Origin of the sequence: Kitasatospora sp. NPDC088346, from assembly GCF_044740765.1 — a bacterium.
GTDB lineage: Bacteria > Actinomycetota > Actinomycetes > Streptomycetales > Streptomycetaceae > Kitasatospora.
Genome location: NZ_JBIURH010000027.1, coordinates 73,720 through 90,001 on the forward strand (window position 1 = coordinate 73,720; position 16,282 = coordinate 90,001).

The window sequence follows — 16,282 nt, forward strand, 5'->3', positions numbered from 1 at the left end:
CCCCGGCCCGCGGCACCCCCGGTCATCATGAAGGCATGACCCCCGCGCACCGCCCACCGCGCACCGGCGCTCCCGGCCGGCCCGCATGACCCCGGCCGGTCAGGACACCCGCGCGCCCGGCGGCGGCTTCGGCTTCGTCGGCCGCCGCCGGGAGCTCGCCCTGCTGCTCGCCGCACTGCGCCGCCCGCGCTCGGTCGTGCTGGTCGAGGGCGAGGCCGGCATCGGCAAGTCCCGCCTGGTCGCGGAGGCCACCGCCGCCCTCGCCGGGGAGGGCCGGCCGGTCCTGACCGGCTTCTGCCACCCGCTGCGCGAGCCGTTCCCGTTCGGCCCGGTGGTGGACGCGCTGCGGGCGGCCGGCCCCCGGCTGCCCGCCGCCGCGCTGATCCCGCCGAGCGCAGGCGCGCTGGCCCCGCTGCTGCCGGACCTCGCGGACCGGCTGCCGCCCGCCCCCGCGGACACCGGCGCCGGACGGCACCGGCTGGTCCAGGCCGCCCGCTCGCTCCTGACCTCGATCGGCCCGGCCGTCCTGGTCGTGGAGGACATGCACTGGGTCGACGAGGCCACCCGCGACCTGCTCCTGCTCCTGGCCCGCGACCTGCCGCCCGAGCTCGCCCTGCTGCTCACCTACCGGGCCGAGGACCTGCCCCGCGACACCCCCGTGCTCGGCGCCGCCTACCGCCGCCCGCCCGGTGTCGGCGGCACCCGGATCGCGCTGGCCCCGCTCGCCGAGCCCGAGGTCCACGAACTGGCGCAGGCCGCCCTCGGCCCGCGGGCCACCCCCGCGCTGGCCCGGGTGCTGTTCGAGCGCAGCGAGGGCCTGCCGCTGGTCGCCGAGGAGGACCTGATCACCCTCTGCGAGCAGGGCCGTCCCGGCGGCCTCGCCGACGCCGCCGACCTCACCGCGGACCTGGAACACGCCGAGGTGCCCCGCGGCCTGCGGGACGCCGTCACCGAACGCCTCGCCGCCCTCCCGCCCGCCGCCGCGGCCGTCGCCGACGCCGCCGCGGTGCTCGGCGTGCCCGCGGGCGAGGAACTCCTCGCCCGGGTCGCCGGGCTCGACGCCGATCAGACCGCGCTCGGCCTCACCGAGGCCCTGCAGGCCGCCGCGCTCCACGAGAGCGCCCCGGCCCGCTACGGCTTCCGGCACGCCCTCGCCCAGCAGGTCGCCCTGCGCCGCGTCCCCGGCCCCCGCCGGACCCTGCTGCACCGCCGTGCCGTCGCGGCCCTCGACGCGCAGTCCCCGCCGCCACTGGTGCAGATCGCCCACCACACCCGCGCGCTCGGCGACCACCGGGCCTGGCTGCGGGTCGCGGAGGCCGCCGCGGACCAGGCCGTCGCCCTCGGCGACACCGGCACCGCCGAGGCCATGCTGCGCCGAATCCTCGCCGAACCGGAGCTCGGCGAGGAGCAGCGCGGCCGGGTCGCCCTCGCGCTGTCCCGGATCGCCGCCAACGGCGTCGACGCCAGCGCCAGCGCCGCGGCCCTGGCCCGGATCATCGCGGACCCGCGGCTGTCCGCCGCCGACCGCGGCGAGATCCGGCTGACCCTCGGCATCCTGATGGCCACCCAGGGCGGCGACCGCGCCGGTTACCGGGAGATCGAACAGGCCGTCGAGGAGCTCGCCGACCGCCCGGCCCGGGCCGCCCGGGCCATGGTCGCGCTGGCCATGAACGAACGGGACGGCGCCGGCGACCACGCCTGGAGCCGGCTCGACCGGGCCGACCGCACCCTGGCGGCCGCCCCCGACGAGGCCACCGCCGCCGCCGTCCGCGCCACCCGCCTGACGTTCCTCGCCCGGGCCGGCGACCCCGCCGTGTGGCCCCGGCTGGACGAGCTGCCGCGCACCGCCGGCAACCCGGAGGTGGTCCGGCAGAGCGCCCGGGCGCTCTACAACGCCGGGGACATCGCCGTCGAGCTCGGCCACGACCGCCGGGCCGCGGACCTCCTGCGGGAGAGCCGCCGGCTGGCCCGCGCGGCCGGCATCCCGTACCTGGAGTGCTACAGCCGGATCGCGCTGCTCCGGCTGGAGGGCCTGGCCGGCCGCTGGGACCGGCTGGACGAGCGGTTCGCCGCCCTCGGCACCGAGTTCCCCGACCTGGCGATGGCCGGCGCCGAGCAGGCGCTGCTGGCGGGCCGGACGGGCGTCGCCCGCGGCCGCCGCGCCCGGGCCGGGGCCTGCCTCGCGGCCGCCGCCGCGTACGCGGACCGCGAGTCCCAGGTGACCATGGTGCTGCGCGCCGCCGCGGGCCTCGCCGCGCTCCGGCTCGCCGAGGGCGCCGTCGAGGAGGCCGCGGCGGCGGTCGCCCCGGCGGTGGCCGCGCTGCGCCGGGCCGGTGCGTGGGCGCGCGGGGCGGAGCTGCTCCCGGCCGCCGTCGAGGCGCTGCTGGCCTGCGGCGACCGGCCGGCCGCCGCCCGGCTGGCCGAGGACGCCGAGCAGGGTCTGGCGGGTCGGGACGCGCCCGCCGCCGCCGCCGGGGTCCGGCTGGCCCGGGGCGCCCTGCTGCGGGACACCCGGCCGGAGGAGGCCGCCCGGCAGTTCGAGCGGGCCCGGGCCGGGTGGGCGGAGATCGGCCGGCCGTACGACGCGGCGCTCGCCGCGGAACACCTGGCCCGCGCGCTGGCCGTGACCGATCCGGAGGGTGCGGCCGCCCGGCTGGCCGGGACCGCCGAATCCTTCACCGCCCTCGGCGCCACCTCCGACGCCGCGCGCTGCCAGCACGCCCTGCGCGAGCTGGGAGGGGCCCGGGCGTCGTCGCCGGGCCGCCGCGGCTACGGCGAGGGGCTGTCGCCCCGGGAGCGGCAGGTGGCGGAGCTGGTCGCGCAGGGCGCCACCAACCAGGACGTCGCCCGGGTGCTGTTCCTGTCCGCCCGCACGGTGGAGCACCACGTGGCGAGCGTCCTGCGCAAGCTCGGGGTGAGCCGCAAGGGGCTGGCCGCGGCGCTCGGTTCGGAGCCGGCGGGCGGTACCGGCTGAGCCGCTCCCGGTCTGAGCCCGCGGGTGTCCAGGCGGGCCCGGGCACGGCGCCGCGCCCCGGTCCGCGTGCGATGACGCGGGCCGGGGCGCGGGCCGGGGCGCTGGTCGGGCGTGGGCCGGATCGGGGGCTCCGGCTCAGGCGCCGGCGAGCGGGATCAGGTCGGTGTGGTGCCGCTTGGTCACCTCGGGGTGGGCACGCAGGTAGCCCTTGAGCTCGTTGCGTCCGAACTCGGCGAACAGCGGGTTGGACGGGTCCTGGGTGGCGCCCGGCGCGTGGTGGGCGTGCGGGAAGTCCAGCGGCTCGATGTGGGCGTCCAGGCGCGGGTTGTAGAAGAACGGCACGGAGAACCGCTCCCGGGCCCCGGCCGGGCTGACCACCCGGTGGCTGGTGGCCTTCAGGTACCCGTCAGTGGCGACCTCCAGCAGTTCGCCGAGGTTCACCACGAAGGCGCCCTCCATCGGCGGCACCTCCAGGAAGGAGCCGTCCGGCCGCTCGACCTGGAGGCCGCCGACGGTGTCCTGGAGGAGCAGGGTGATGAAGCCGTAGTCCTTGTGGGTCCCGACGCCCTGGCCGGCGCCGTCCGGTGCGGTGCCGGGGTAGCGGACCAGCTTGAGCCGCAGGTGCGGCTGGCCGGCGAAGGCGTCGTCGTAGAAGTCCGGCCGGGCGCCGATCGAGGCGAGCAGCTCGTGCAGCAGCCGGTGGGCCACGGCCTCCAGCCGCTCGATCCAGCGCAGCGCGGCGGTCCGCAGCTCGGGCAGGGCCTTGGGCCACTGGTTGGGGCCTTCCAGCCACCAGTACGGGGGTTCGGCCGGGCCGGGCACGTGCGGGGGGCGTTCGGCGCCGATGTCGAGCTGGTCGCGCCAGTCCCGGCTGCCGCCGGTGCGCTCGTCCCCGGTGCGGGTGTAGCCGCGGAAGTGCGGGGAGTTGAGGTTGCTCACGGACAGCCGGTCGGCCTCGGGGAGGTCGAAGAAGGCCCGCATGGCGGTGTTCAGGGACCCGGTCTCGTCGGCTGATATGCCGTGGCCGGTGAGCTGGAAGAAGCCGACGTCCGTGGCGGCCGAGCGGAGTGCGTCGTGCAGGCGGGCACGGTCCTCCTCGGTGCCGTCCGCGAGGGACAGGTCGATCACGGGGAGACCGGTGGTCTGGGACTGCTGTGTCATGGGTGACATCCGCTGTGTCGGTGCCCCGGCGGCGCCCGGCGGGTGTCCGGGAACGCTGCCGCCGACCCGTCCGATCGGGCGGGTGCGGCGGGGCCGGGGGAGGGTGTGTGCCCCCGAGGGCAGGAGAGGGAGTGAGATCAGCCGGAGCGTCGACAGGACATGCTCGTGACGCGGAGCAGGTCCACGTGGCGACGGCTGACGAGTATGAGCACGTCACCAGGTTAGATGATCGTCGGGGCGGTGGGCGAACACGGTGCGGGGGCCGGGGCCGCTGCCCGGTCACCGACCGAGTTCCCTGGCCGCCAGCTCGCGCAGGTCGCCCTTTCTGACCTTGCCGCTGACCGTCATCGGGAAGGAGTCCACCACCCGGACGTGCCGGGGTGCCTTGAAGCGGGCGATCCCGGCCCGGCAGTACGCGGTGAGCTCCTCGGGCCCGGGCCCGGTGGCGGGGTCGCGCAGCACGACGAAGGCGAAGACCTCCTCGCCGTAGCGCTCGTCCGGCACGCCGACCACCTGGGCGTCGGCGACGGCGGGGTGGGTGTGCAGGAACTCCTCGACCTCGCGGGGGTAGACGTTCTCGCCACCCCGGATGATCATGTCCTTGATCCGGCCCACCACGCTCAGGTAGCCGTCCGGGTGCATCACCGCGAGGTCGCCGGTGTGCATCCAGCCGTCCGGGTCGACGGCCTCGGCCGTCCGCTCGGGCTCCTCCCAGTAGCCGAGCATCACCGAGTACCCGCGGGTGCACAGCTCGCCGACCGTGCCGCGCGGCACGGTCCGCCCGTCGGCCGGGTCGGCGACCTTGACCTCGACGTGCGGGAGCACCCGGCCGACCGTCCCGGTGCGGTGCGCCAGGTCGTCGTCGCGCCGGGTCAGGGTGGACACCGGGGAGGTCTCGGTCATCCCGTACGCGATGGCGACCTCGGCCATGCCCAGGTCGTCCCGGACCCGCTTCATCACCTCGACCGGGCAGGGGGAGCCGCCCATCAGCCCGGTGCGCAGCGAGGACAGGTCGTGGTCGGCGAAGTCCGGCAGGCCGAGCTCGGCGATGAACATGGTCGGGACGCCGTACAGCGCGGTGGCCCGCTCGGCGGCGACGGTACGCAGGGTCGCGGCGGGGTCGAAGGAGCGGGACGGCACCAGGACGCAGGCGCCGTGGCTGAGCGCCGCGAGGTTGGCCAGCACCATGCCGAAGCAGTGGTAGAAGGGCACCGGCACGCAGATCCGGTCCTGCTCGGTGTAGCCGAGCAGCGCGCCGACGCAGTGGCCGTTGTTGAGGATGTTGCGGTGCGAGAGGGTGGCGCCCTTGGGGGAGCCGGTGGTGCCCGAGGTGTACTGGATGTTGATCGGATCGTCGCAGTGCAGCGTCGGGAATCCGGTGTCCGGGCCGTCCAGTCCGTTCCAGGCGGCCTCCCCGATCCACAGGGTCTCGCGCAGCCGCGGACATCGGTCGGCGATCCCGGCGACCGTTCCCGGCCGGTCGCCACCGCGCTCGTCGGCGAGTGCGACCAGCAGCGAGACCCCGGCCCGGTTCAGCGCGTGCGCCAGCTCGTGGGCGCGGTAGGCCGGGTTGACGTTCACCAGCACGGCGCCGAGCCGGGCGGTGGCGTACTGGGTGAGCACCCACTCGGGGCAGTTGGCCGCCCAGATGCCGACCCGGTCGCCGCGGGCCACGCCCCGGGCGCGCAGGCCCCGGGCGATCCGGTCGACGTCCCGGCCGAGCGCCCGGTACGTCCAGCGCCGGCCGGTCGGGGCGTCGACCAGGGCCTCCCGGTCGGGGAAGGCGGCGACCGTCCGGTCCAGCCGCTCGGCGATGGTCTCGTCCAGCAGCGCGACCTCCGCACCGCCGTGCGTGTGGGACGCCTGTCCGGTCACCGTTGACCTCCTCGGCCGGGGAGCATTTTGACCAGGCTTGGTCAACGGTGACGGTTCGTCAAGGGAGCGCGCTGGGACGCTGCGGCGCGGTCAGACGCCGGGGCTCCGGAAGTCCACCTGCCGGCGGGCTGCGGCGTCGACCTCCTCGGGGTCGAGCAGCGCGACGGCGCTGGACCGCAGCGCCCCGCTGGCCCGGACCGTCAGCGAGACGGCGGCCATCGACACGTGGTCGGGGAGGTCGAGGATGCAGTACAGGTCCTCCTCGCCGAAGGCGAAGTACATCGACTCCAGCGTGCCGCCGAGCGGCCGCAGCACGTTCTCCACGGCGGCCCGGCGGCCGGTGCCGCCCTCGGCGAGCAGCCCCCGGGCCCCCTCGGCGGTGTAGCTCGCCCGGATCAGGTACTTCGGCATCCGGCTCTCCCGTCGGTGCGGTGGGCCGCGGCGTGCGGCCCAAGTCGACCTTCGGGCACCGCCCGCGGCGCGGGCCAGCCGGGCGCCTCCGAACGGGGGGCCGTCCGCCGGGCCGGGAGCCGGGCCGGCCGTCCGTCGGTTGCGGGGGCCGGCGGCCCGTTCGGCGGGACCCGGCGTCAGGAGCCGGTGGCCTCCGCGGCGCGGGCGGGGGCCTGCCGGGCGGGGAGCGTGAGGGCACCGACGAGCGCGCAGGTGGTGAAGGCGGCGCCGACCAGCAGCGCGCGCCCGAAGCCGTCGGTGAGCGCCTGCGCGGCGCTCACCCCGCCCTCCGCGAGCCGGGTGGCGGTGGTGTGCGAGGCCACGGTGGCCAGGACGGCCAGGCCGACCGCGCCGCCCACCTGGCGGAAGGTGTTGGCCAGCCCGGAGGCCAGTCCGGCCTCCTCCCGCGGGACGCCGCTGGTGGCGGTCACCGTGGCGGGCATCATCGACAGGCCCATGCCGAGCGTGCAGAGCACGAACGGGCCGAGCACGTCGACGGGGTAACTGCCGTCGGCGGCGAAGCGCGACAGCCAGAGGAAGCCGACGGTGCTGGTCAGGGTGCCGGCCACCAGCAGCGGCCGGGGGCCGGTCCGGGCGATCGTCCGGGTGGCGATCTGCGAGCCGGCGATGATCGCCACCGACCCGGCGACGAAGGCCAGGCCGGCCCGCACGGCGCTGTAGCCGAGGACCTGCTGGAAGTAGAGCGACAGCACGAACCACATGGCGAACATCGCCGCACCGGCCAGCATGGTGACGACGTTGGCCGTCACCAGGGTGCGGCGGCGCAGGATCCGCAGCGGCACCAGCGGGTGCGCGACCTTCGACTCGATCAGCGTGAACGCGGCCAGCAGCAGACCGGAGGCCGCCAGCGGCCCCCAGACGGCGGGCGAGCCCCAGCCGTGCGACTCGGTCGAGATGATCCCGTACACCAGGGCGGTCAGCCCGGCGGTGACGGTGACGGCGCCCGGCAGGTCCATCCGCCGCAGCCCGCCCCGGCCGACCGTGCCGCCGGGCACGTACGCCAGCGCGGCCAGGAAGAGCGCGATGCCCACCGGGACGTTGACGAACAGCACCCAACGCCAGCCCGCGTACTCGGTCAGCAGCCCGCCGACCACCGCGCCGGCCGCGCCGCCGGCCGCCATCACGGCGCTCCAGGCGCCCATCGCGCGGGTGCGGGCCCGGGGTTCGGTGAAGGTGGTCATGATCAGGGTGAGGGTGGCAGGGGCCAGCACCGCACCGCCGACGCCCTGGGCCGCGCGGGCCGCGATCAGCGGTCCCGCGCCGTCGGCGAGGCCGCCGACCAGGGAGGCCAGGGTGAACACCCCGAGCCCGGTCAGGAACGCCCGCCGGGGGCCGACCAGGTCGGCGATCCGGCCGCCGAGCAGCAACAGCCCGGCGAAGCCGAGGGTGTAGGCGTTGACGATCCACTGCTGGCCGGCCGGGGTGAGGTGCAGGTCGGCGCGCATCGCGGGCAGGGCCACGTTCACGATCGAGACGTCCAGCACCACCATGAACTGCGCGGCGCAGGCGATCACCAGGACGGCGGTGGTGGACAGCGGGCGGCCGCCGGGCGGAGCGGCCGGGCGGCCGGTGCCGGCCGAGGGGCGGACGGTGGACGGGCTGGTGCCCACGGCGGGCTCCTTCCGGGAGGGTTGTTTCTGGAGACTCTCCAAAAATGTAGCATCTCCATTTTTCTGAGGCCGTGCACTATTCTGAATCCATGACCACGACCCCCGCCGCCGACCCCGCCGCGCCCGTGGCCCGCCCGGGCCTCCGGGGGCGCAAACGCGAGCGGACCCGCCGGTCGATCGCCGACGCCGCCTTCCGGCTGTTCGCCGAGCGGGGTTTCGACGGCGTCACCCTGGCGCAGATCGCCGCCGAGGCCGAGGTCGCCCCGGCCACCGTCTTCACGCACTACGCGTCGAAGGAGGAGATCTTCTTCAGCCGGCGCAAGGAGTTCGCAGACGCCCTCCCGGGGGCCGTGGTCGACGCCCGGACGGGGGAGGAACTCATCGAGGGGCTGCACGGCTACTACGCAGGCAACGCGCGCCTGGTGCTCACCCCCGAGGTGGAGGACGCCTCCCGGACCTTCGCCCGGATCCTGCTCGCCAGCCCCGCCCTGCACCGCTTCCACACCGCGGTGGTCGACGAGCGCCGGAGCATGCTGCTGGCCCTGCTGCTCGACCGGGCCGGGCCGGCCGGCGCCGAGCCGGTGGTCCGCGCCGAACTCGCCCTGTTCACCGGCTTCGCCGACGCGGCCGGAGCGACCGCGTTCGAGGCGATGCGGGCCCGGCTGGCGGCCGGCGCCCCGCTCGCCGAGATCGAGGCCGTGGTGCGCGACATCCTGGCCGCCGGGTTCGCCCGGCTCGGCCGCAGCTACGCGGACTGCGCCTTCCTGGACGCGCCGGGACCGGCCCCGGCCCCCGGCGAGCCGGTCCGGCTCGCCGCCGAGCGGCTCGGTACCCCGTAGCGCCGCCCGGCGGCGTCGCTCAGTACCCCGTCGCGCCGTCGATCCGCTCCCGCAGCAGGTCGGCGTGCCCGTTGTGCCGCGCGTACTCGGCGAGCACGTGCACCACGATGCGGCGCAGCGACACCGGGTCGCCGCTCGCCCGGTGCACCCCGGTCTCGTCCAGTGAGGCCGCGGCCGCGACGATCTCGCGGGAGCGCGCGCACTCCGCCCGCCACAGCGCGAACGCCTCCTGCGGATCGCCGTCCAGACGCTCGAAGTCCTGGTCCGGGTCCTCGTCGGAGTAGTAGAGCATCGGCACGTCCTCGCCGGCGAACTGCTGCCGGAACCACCACCGCTCCGCCCCGGTCAGGTGCCGCAGCAGCCCGTGCAGGCTGAGCGTCGACGGTGGCAGGCCGCGCTCCGAGAGCCGGTCGGCCGGCAGGCCGGCGCACTTGAGCGCGAAGGTCTCGCGGTGGAACTCCAGGTAGGAGGTGAGGATCTCGCGCTCGTCACCGACCAGCGGCGGCGTCCGGCGGGTCTCGGCGTCGGCCCAGCCCTGGGCGTAGTGCTGCGGGGGGTTCTCGGTCATCCGGCCAGCCTGTCACCCGTCACCGACAACGGCACCCGCGGCGGCGACGGCACCGGCGGCGGTACGCGCGACGGCACCGGCGGCCGCCGCACCCGCGTCCCGCGGCAGGTCAGCCGGTGGCCCGGGCGGCTCCGTCGGGCGGGGCCGGCCCGCGGCACCGGGTGTGCTCCCGGATGGCGTCCGCGTACGCGCTGATCACGTGCGCGAACGTGCCGACCCCGTACAGGCCGCAGGCGACGCAGTAGCCGTGCCGCAGCTCCGGCTCGTGGCGCCCGGGGGCCGGAGTGCGCAGGTGGGTGGCGCAGGCGACGATCGCGAAGCCGAGCGGGGCGCCCGCCGAGGCCTCCAGGTAGGCGTGCCCGTCCGGATGGAGGGGCGCTGCCGTGCTGCCGCAGTGCCAGCAGGCCCTGCCCCTGCGCTGTCCGTCGGTCAACTGGTCGGCGGCGGGCGGGCGAGCGGCCCGCGGTGCGGCGTCGGACATGGCCGTCCCCCTGTGCTCTGCGCGTGGTCGATCCCTCGACGAAGGGGTGTCTCGGTCCATCGTCGTCGGCGGCCGCCGCCGTTTGAATGCCCTGCCCAGGACTCATTGCGGACTCTTCCCGGACTTCCGGCCGGGGCGTCGGCCGAAGGTGTCGCCCAACCGTCCTGCACGCGGCTACCGTTGACGGACTGTCGACCAACCCGGAGGGTCTCATGCCTCCTCGCTCCAGCGGCAACACCGCGCTGAAGTCGGCCCGCCAGGCCGCCGGACTCAGCTCGCAGCGGGCCTTCGTCGAAGCGCTCGCCGCCGCCGCCCAACAGCTCGGCCTCGGCCGGATCACCGTCAGCACCCGCCAGATCGGCCGCTGGGAGTCCGACACCCCGCCGTGGCCGCGCGACGACTACCAGCGGCTGCTCACCCACGTCCTGCACCTGCCGGTCGAACGCCTCGGCTTCCGGGCGCCGTGGCAGGACGCCCTCCGGGCGGGCACCGGCCCGCAGGCCCCGGGGCCGGCCGCGACCGTCCGTCCGGTGCTGCCCCGCCCCACCCTTCCGCGCCCCGCCCGGTCGGCCCCCGTCCAGCCCGACACCGTCGGCGCCACCTACGCGACCGTGACCGCGGCCCACCGCCGGCTGTACTGGAGCGTCGCGCCCGCCACCCTGCACCAGGCCGTCGCCGAGCACGCCAACCTCGGGACGGTGCTGCTCGGCGAGACCACCGGCGTCGTTCGGCGGGTCCTGGCGGCGGCCCTGGCCGAGAGCCTGCTGCTGGCCGGCCGGATCCAGTTCTTCGACCTGCGCCAGCCCGACCAGGCCGACGGCACCTACGTCCGCGCGCTGCAGGCGGCCGGCGAGGCCGACGACTCGCTGCTCGGCGCCGCGATCCTGGCGCACACCGCCTTCCTCCCCGGCTGGACCGACCGCCGGGAGGAGGCGGTCGAACGGATGCAGGCCGCCCGGACGTACGCCCGCCGCGGGCCGGCCTCCGCCGAACTGCTCGCCTGGCTCGACGCGGTCGAGGCCGAGTGCCTGACCAGGTGCGGCGACCAGCGCGGCGCGCTGGCCCTGCTGAACCGCGCCGAAGCCACCCTGGCCGCCGGCTCCGGCCACACCAGCCCGGACTGGCTGGACTGGTTCTCGCCGGTCCGGCTGGCCGCGTTCAAGGGGAACACCGAACTGCGGGCCGGCCACCTGCCGCAGGCCCGTGACACCCTGCGGCACGTCCTCGACCGGCTGCCCGGCACCGACGGCAAGCAGCGTGTCGTCGTGCTCGGCGACCTGGCCGCCGTCGAGGCCGCGTCCCGGCACCCCCAGGAGGCCTGCGAGCTGCTGGACCAGGCCCTCGACCAGCTCGCCGTGACCTGGTACGCCACCGGCATGGAACGGGTCCGCGAGGCCCGCCGGGCGCTGGTGCCCTGGCAGGACTCGCCGGCCGTCCGGCGGGTCGACGACCGGCTGTACAGCTGGTCGGCGACGCTCAGCGCGCTGCAGCGTTGAACTCGGCTATCAGGAACGGTAGTTCGCCGAGGGAGTCGATCCGGAAGGTGGCCGTGGCCGCGGCCGGGTCGTGCTGCTGGATCCACCCCCAGGGCCCGCGCCGGACCAGCGCGGTGCACAGGCCCGCCGCGGCGGCCGGCCCGATGTCGTTGTCGAGACGGTCGCCGACGTACAGGGTCTCGCCCGCCCCGAACGGGATCGCCCCGGCGAGCCGCCGGAAGAACCCGGGATCCGGTTTGCTCGCCCCCCAGTCCTCCGAGGTGCCGATCAGGTCGACCTCGCCCTCGAACAGCCCGCGCAGGATCCGCCCGGCGCGCGCGGTCTGGTTCCCCGCGACGCCCAGCCACAGCCCGGCCGCCCGCAACCCGGCCAGCGCCGGCCGCACGTCCGGGTACAGGTCGCCCTCGCCGAACCACTCCGGCTGCCCCGCCGCGGCCCGGGCCGCCCGCTCCCGGTCCAGGTCGAAACCCGGCCGGAACACCTGGAACGTCTCGCGGTAGTCCCGCCCCTGCGCGACGACGGCCCCGAACTGCGCCACGAACGTGTGCCGCGGCACCCCGAGCCAGTCCGCCCAACTCCCGTACTCACGGGTCTCGTCCACCAGGCACTCGCCGACGTCGAACACCACCGCACGAATCATGTCCGCAGCCTAGGGCTCGTGGATCGTCGGAGCGGGTGGCCGTTCCGGGGACGCCGGGCCGGGTGGCGTCCCGCCGCGCCCGGCCGTCAGTGGCCGACGGCCGGGACGCAGCCACCGTCGGCGAGGGCGCCGGTGCTCCCGGCGTCGGCCTCGCCGTTGTGGACGTCACCCGTCACGCAGCCGCCGCCGACCTCCACCACGACCCGGGCGGAGCGGTCGTCGCCCCCCATTTCCACGTGCACGGCGGCAGGCTCGACGCCGGTCGCGGCGGCGGTCGCGTCCCGCAGGCCGTCCTCGGTCAGTGCGGCGGCGGCGAGCCTGCGAAGGGCGGCCACCAGGGCCTCGGCGCGCCGCCCGTTCTCGGCCGCGGCGGACGCGGAGAGCGGCATCTCCTGCCGGTGGGCGTGGTTCTCCGCGTAGCGCTGCGCCTCGCCGGCGGGGATGCACGGGGTCGGAGCGGGGCCGGCCTCCGACGGCGGGCAGAAGGCGACGGCGACCGGGCTGCCGGTGGGAGGCGGGCTCTGGCCGTTCCCGGTGCCGGTCTGCCGGTCCGCGGCGGTGCTGCCGCAGCCGGTGGCCAGGACGAGCAGGAGGACGGCCGCGACGGCCCGACGCGTTCCCCCGGAGATGTCCACCGGATCATCCTGCGGGGGCCGACGGCCCGGCGGGCGGGGCGGTGGCGATCGTGACCGGACCGTTGCGTCGCCCCCTGTGCGGTCCGGCCTTCCCCCGGCCGCGCGGCGCGCGGACAATGGGCGCTCCACGTCACCCGGACAGGAGGTCAGGTGTTCCGCCGCTGGTGGTTCGTCAGGCTGTTGCGCGACCCCGACCCCGACCCCGAACGCCGGCTGTCCGGACGCCGGCTGTCGAAGGATCAGAAGCTGCGGCAGGAGCTCCTCCTGCGGGAGTGGGAGGTGCTGCGCGAACGGCTGGCCGGCGTCGCGGGCGAGCGGGTGGCGGCGGCGGGCGAGGTGTTCCGGGCCGCCGAACTGCGCCTGCCGCCCGAGGCGGAGGCTGCCCGGCGGGACTACCTGTGGGCCCTGGAGGCGTACGAGGCGGCGGGCCGGCTCCTCGACGAGGCCGCGGACCTGCCGGACCTGGCCGCGGTGGTCGTCCTCGCCGAGCGGGCGGTGGAGCGGCTCGCCGCGGCGCACGCCGTCCACGCCGGGCGGCGGCCGGGGACGCCCGTCGTGCGCTGCTTCTACAACCCGCTGCACGCGCCCGTGCCGCCCGCGCCGCCCGCGGCCGCACGGAGCTCGCACCGGGAGCGGCAGCGCCGCCGGCTGGGCGCCCGCGAGGCGGCCGCCGACCGCCGGCCCGCCTGCCCGGCCTGCCGCCGGGCGATCCTGGCCGGGCAGAGCCCGGACGTCCTGCCGGCGCTGCTCCCGGCCTCCGGCCGCCGCTCGCCCCGGGTGCTGGTGCCGTACTACGCGGTGCCGCAGCAGTGGTCGCCGTGGTCGGCCACCGCGTGCGGGGCCTACGACGACCTGGCGCCCGCGCTGGTGCTCCGCGGCGAGCACCGGCGGCGGCGCGGCTGAGGGCGGGGCCCGGGCGGGAGTTCCACGGGAGCGTTCGACGTGGTCGTCACGCACTGTGTTCGGGTGGGTCTGATCTGCGGCTCGGTCAGATTTCCGGACTTGTACATCGGCGAACATGTGTTCGATCCTTAATGCGTGCACATGTTCGATTCGGTCTCGGTCTCGACCCCGCCCTCGCCCTCGACCCGGGCGAACCCGTCCGGGTGCGAAGCCCTCCCGGGCGGCGGCACGCTGCTGCCCGCCCTGCCCGCCCTGGCCCCGCTGCTGCCCGGCGGCGGACTGCGGCGCGGCGCGGCGGTCTCGGTGGAGGGCGACACCGGCCTGCTGCTGGCCCTGGCCGCCGGCGCCGCCTCGGAGGGCGCCTGGGCGGCCACGGTCGGACTGCCCGACCTCGGACTGGCCGCCGCCGCCGGGTACGGGATGGACCTGGGCCGCCTGCTGCTGGTGGACGACCCGGGCCCGCAGTGGCCGGAGGTGGTCTCCGCCCTGGCCGGCGCGGTCGGCCTGATCCTGCTGCGCCCCACCGGCCCGGTCGCCCCGCAGCTGGCCGCACGCCTCACCGCCGTCCTGCGCCGCGGAGGCTGCGCCCTGCTGGTGGCCGGTGCCTGGCCGGGTGCCGGGCTGCGGCTGAGCGTGCGCTCGGGCCGCTGGTTCGGCCTGGGGGAGGGGTACGGGCAGCTGCGCGGCCGCCAGGTCGAGGTGGCCGCCCGGGGTCGTGGCGCGGCCGACCGGGCGCGTACAGCCAGGCTCTGGCTGCCGGACGAGCACGGCGCGGCCCGCCCGGTGGAGCCGGCCGAGCTGCCCGTGACGCCGGTGGTGCCGGCGATCCACGGCGTGGCCCGGGCGGCCCTCGCCGGCACCGGTCTGGCGGCGGTGTGAGATGACCCCGACGCAGCAGCACCGGCAACCACCGCCGCCCGGAGCGCTGCGGGTGCTGGTGGTGTGGTGCCCGGACTGGCCGGTGGTCGCCACCGACCCGGCGGCCCCCGAACCCGGCGACACCCCGGCCGACCCGGTGGCGGTCGTCGAGGCCGGCCGGGTGCTGGCCTGCTCCGACGCCGCCCGGGCCGCCGGCGTGCGGCGCGGCCAGCGGCTCAGGCTCGCCCAGCGGCTCTGCCCGCAGCTGCGCCTGCGCGACCGCGACCCCCAGGCCGAGGCCCGCCGCTTCGAGTCGGTGGTCGCCGCCGTGGCGACCTTCACGCCCCGGGTGGAGGTGCTGCGCCCCGGCATGTGCGCGATCCCGGTCAAGGGGCCCGGCCGCTACTTCGGCGGCGAGGAGGCCCTGGCCGCCCAGGTGCACGCGGCGGTGGCCGCGGCCCTCGCCCTCGGCTGGGAGGAGCCCGCCCGCGGCCCGGAACCCCCGCGGCCCGCAGCCTCCGCCCCCGCCCCCGCCCCCGAGCCCACCGCCGCCGAGCCGCCGCAGGACCCGCCGCCCCGGGACCCGCCGCGCAGCCACGTCGGGGTGGCCGACGGCCTGTTCGCCGCCGTGCTGGCCGCCCGGGTCGGGGTGCTCGTCCCGGACGGCCGGACGGCGGAGTTCCTGGCCCCGTACCCGGTGGCGGCGCTCGGCGATGCGGTCCTGGCCGAACTGCTCACCAGGCTCGGGGTCGAGACCGTCGGGGCCTTCGCCGCGCTGGCCGGCGCCGCCGTGGCGGACCGCTTCGGTCCGACCGGGACGGCCGCCCACCGGCTGGCCCGGGGCCTGGAGGCCCGGCCGGTGGCGTCCCGGCCGGAGGGGCCGGACCTCACCGCGGAGCAGCTGTTCGACCCGCCCGAGCGGCTGGCCGAGCCGCTGGTCTTCGTCGCCCGCACCCTCGCCGAGCAGTTGCACACCCGGCTCGGCGCGGCCGGCCTGGCCTGCCGCCGGGTCTCGGTCGAGGTGACCTGCGCCGACGGCAGGACGGCCGCCCGGCTCTGGCGGCACGAGGGCCGGCTGTCCGCCGCCGCCCTCGCCGAACGGGTCCGCTGGCAGCTCCAGGCCTGGCAGTCCACCGGGACGTTCGGGGCGGACGGCGGCCCGGCGGACGGCTTCACCGGACTGCGGCTGGTCCCCGACGAGCTGGTGCCCGACCGCGGCCGGCAGCTGGCGCTGTGGGGCCGGGCCGTCGCCGAGGACCGGGTCGAACGGGCCGTCGCCCGGGTGCAGTCCCTGCTCGGGTACGCGGGGCTGCGCCGGGTCGACCCGGCCGGCGGCCGCGGACCGGCCGAGCAGGTCGCCCGGACCCCCTGGGGCGAGGCGCCGCCCGCCCGCGGCCCCGCCCCCTGGCCCGGCCGGCTCACGGACCCCTCGCCGTCCGTGGTGCCGCGGGCCCCCGTCCCGATCGGGGTCCTGGACGCGGGCGGGGCGCCCGTCACGGTCAGCGGCCGGGCCGAGGTCTCCGCCCCGCCCGCCCGGCTCGACCTGGCGGGCCGTCCGCTCCCGGTCACCGCCTGGACCGGCCCCTGGCCGGCCGTCGAGTACTGGTGGGACCAGGCCAGGGCCCGCCGTCGGGCCCGCTTCCAGGTCGCGGTCGCGGACGGTCGGGCCCTGCTGCTGACCGTCGAGGACGGCCGCTGGTACGTGGAGGGCGCCTACGACTGACCTGCACGGCTGCCGGGGGGCCGCCCGTCCCGACGGGCCCGAGCTCGA

General features: G+C 77.2%; 14 protein-coding genes. 6 read left to right on the forward strand and 8 right to left on the reverse strand.

What is annotated here, in order from left to right:
* Positions 1 to 85 precede the first annotated feature (85 nt).
* Positions 86 to 2,974: an ATP-binding protein gene (locus ACIOFR_RS28100; RefSeq protein ID WP_401001963.1), complete on the forward strand. Its 2,889-nt coding sequence runs from the start codon at positions 86 to 88 to the stop codon at positions 2,972 to 2,974.
* A gap of 135 nt (positions 2,975 to 3,109) precedes the next feature.
* On the opposite strand, the gene ACIOFR_RS28105 is transcribed toward ACIOFR_RS28100, so the two are convergent.
* From ACIOFR_RS28105 to ACIOFR_RS28120, 4 genes are all read right to left on the reverse strand, one after another.
* Positions 3,110 to 4,135 (reverse strand): isopenicillin N synthase family dioxygenase, encoded by a 1,026-nt coding sequence (locus ACIOFR_RS28105; RefSeq protein ID WP_401001965.1) that lies wholly within the window; start codon positions 4,133 to 4,135, stop codon positions 3,110 to 3,112.
* Positions 4,136 to 4,414: 279 nt separating this feature from the next.
* Positions 4,415 to 6,010, reverse strand: coding sequence for an AMP-binding protein (locus tag ACIOFR_RS28110; protein WP_401001967.1), 1,596 nt, complete (start codon positions 6,008 to 6,010; stop codon positions 4,415 to 4,417).
* Positions 6,011 to 6,100: 90 nt separating this feature from the next.
* On the reverse strand, positions 6,101 to 6,421 hold the full coding sequence (locus ACIOFR_RS28115) for a GYD domain-containing protein (protein WP_401001968.1): 321 nt from the start codon (positions 6,419 to 6,421) through the stop codon (positions 6,101 to 6,103).
* A gap of 176 nt (positions 6,422 to 6,597) precedes the next feature.
* The gene (locus ACIOFR_RS28120) at positions 6,598 to 8,091 is read right to left on the reverse strand and encodes an MFS transporter (protein WP_401001970.1); all 1,494 of its coding nucleotides are present in this window, start codon (positions 8,089 to 8,091) and stop codon (positions 6,598 to 6,600) included.
* Between the two features lie 89 nt (positions 8,092 to 8,180).
* Between ACIOFR_RS28120 and ACIOFR_RS28125 the strand changes: the two genes are divergently transcribed.
* On the forward strand, positions 8,181 to 8,930 hold the full coding sequence (locus ACIOFR_RS28125) for a TetR/AcrR family transcriptional regulator (RefSeq protein ID WP_401001971.1): 750 nt from the start codon (positions 8,181 to 8,183) through the stop codon (positions 8,928 to 8,930).
* Between the two features lie 19 nt (positions 8,931 to 8,949).
* Here the strand turns inward: ACIOFR_RS28125 and ACIOFR_RS28130 are convergent, their stop codons facing one another.
* Both ACIOFR_RS28130 and ACIOFR_RS28135 read right to left on the reverse strand, forming a co-directional pair.
* Positions 8,950 to 9,498 (reverse strand): DinB family protein, encoded by a 549-nt coding sequence (locus ACIOFR_RS28130; RefSeq protein WP_401001973.1) that lies wholly within the window; start codon positions 9,496 to 9,498, stop codon positions 8,950 to 8,952.
* A gap of 109 nt (positions 9,499 to 9,607) precedes the next feature.
* Positions 9,608 to 9,979: a hypothetical protein gene (locus ACIOFR_RS28135; RefSeq protein WP_401001975.1), complete on the reverse strand. Its 372-nt coding sequence runs from the start codon at positions 9,977 to 9,979 to the stop codon at positions 9,608 to 9,610.
* A gap of 212 nt (positions 9,980 to 10,191) precedes the next feature.
* Here ACIOFR_RS28135 and ACIOFR_RS28140 point away from each other — a divergent pair, with 212 nt between their 5' ends.
* Positions 10,192 to 11,475: a transcriptional regulator gene (locus ACIOFR_RS28140; RefSeq protein WP_401001976.1), complete on the forward strand. Its 1,284-nt coding sequence runs from the start codon at positions 10,192 to 10,194 to the stop codon at positions 11,473 to 11,475.
* On the opposite strand, the gene ACIOFR_RS28145 is transcribed toward ACIOFR_RS28140, so the two are convergent.
* On the reverse strand, positions 11,456 to 12,115 hold the full coding sequence (locus tag ACIOFR_RS28145; RefSeq protein WP_401001978.1) for an HAD family hydrolase: 660 nt from the start codon (positions 12,113 to 12,115) through the stop codon (positions 11,456 to 11,458). The genes ACIOFR_RS28140 and ACIOFR_RS28145 overlap by 20 nt on opposite strands.
* A gap of 86 nt (positions 12,116 to 12,201) precedes the next feature.
* Entirely contained in the window at positions 12,202 to 12,750 is a 549-nt protein-coding gene (locus ACIOFR_RS28150) for a precorrin-3B C(17)-methyltransferase (RefSeq protein ID WP_401001980.1), read from the reverse strand.
* A 150-nt stretch (positions 12,751 to 12,900) separates the two neighbouring features.
* Between ACIOFR_RS28150 and ACIOFR_RS28155 the strand changes: the two genes are divergently transcribed.
* From ACIOFR_RS28155 to ACIOFR_RS28165, 3 genes are all read left to right on the forward strand, one after another.
* Positions 12,901 to 13,653: a hypothetical protein gene (locus ACIOFR_RS28155; RefSeq protein WP_401001981.1), complete on the forward strand. Its 753-nt coding sequence runs from the start codon at positions 12,901 to 12,903 to the stop codon at positions 13,651 to 13,653.
* Positions 13,654 to 13,788: 135 nt separating this feature from the next.
* Entirely contained in the window at positions 13,789 to 14,532 is a 744-nt protein-coding gene (locus ACIOFR_RS28160) for a hypothetical protein (RefSeq protein ID WP_401001983.1), read from the forward strand.
* Between the two features lies 1 nt (position 14,533).
* Complete coding sequence (locus ACIOFR_RS28165; protein ID WP_401001985.1) at positions 14,534 to 16,234, forward strand: DNA polymerase Y family protein; 1,701 nt, start codon at positions 14,534 to 14,536, stop codon at positions 16,232 to 16,234.
* The last annotated feature ends 48 nt before the right edge of the window (positions 16,235 to 16,282 follow it).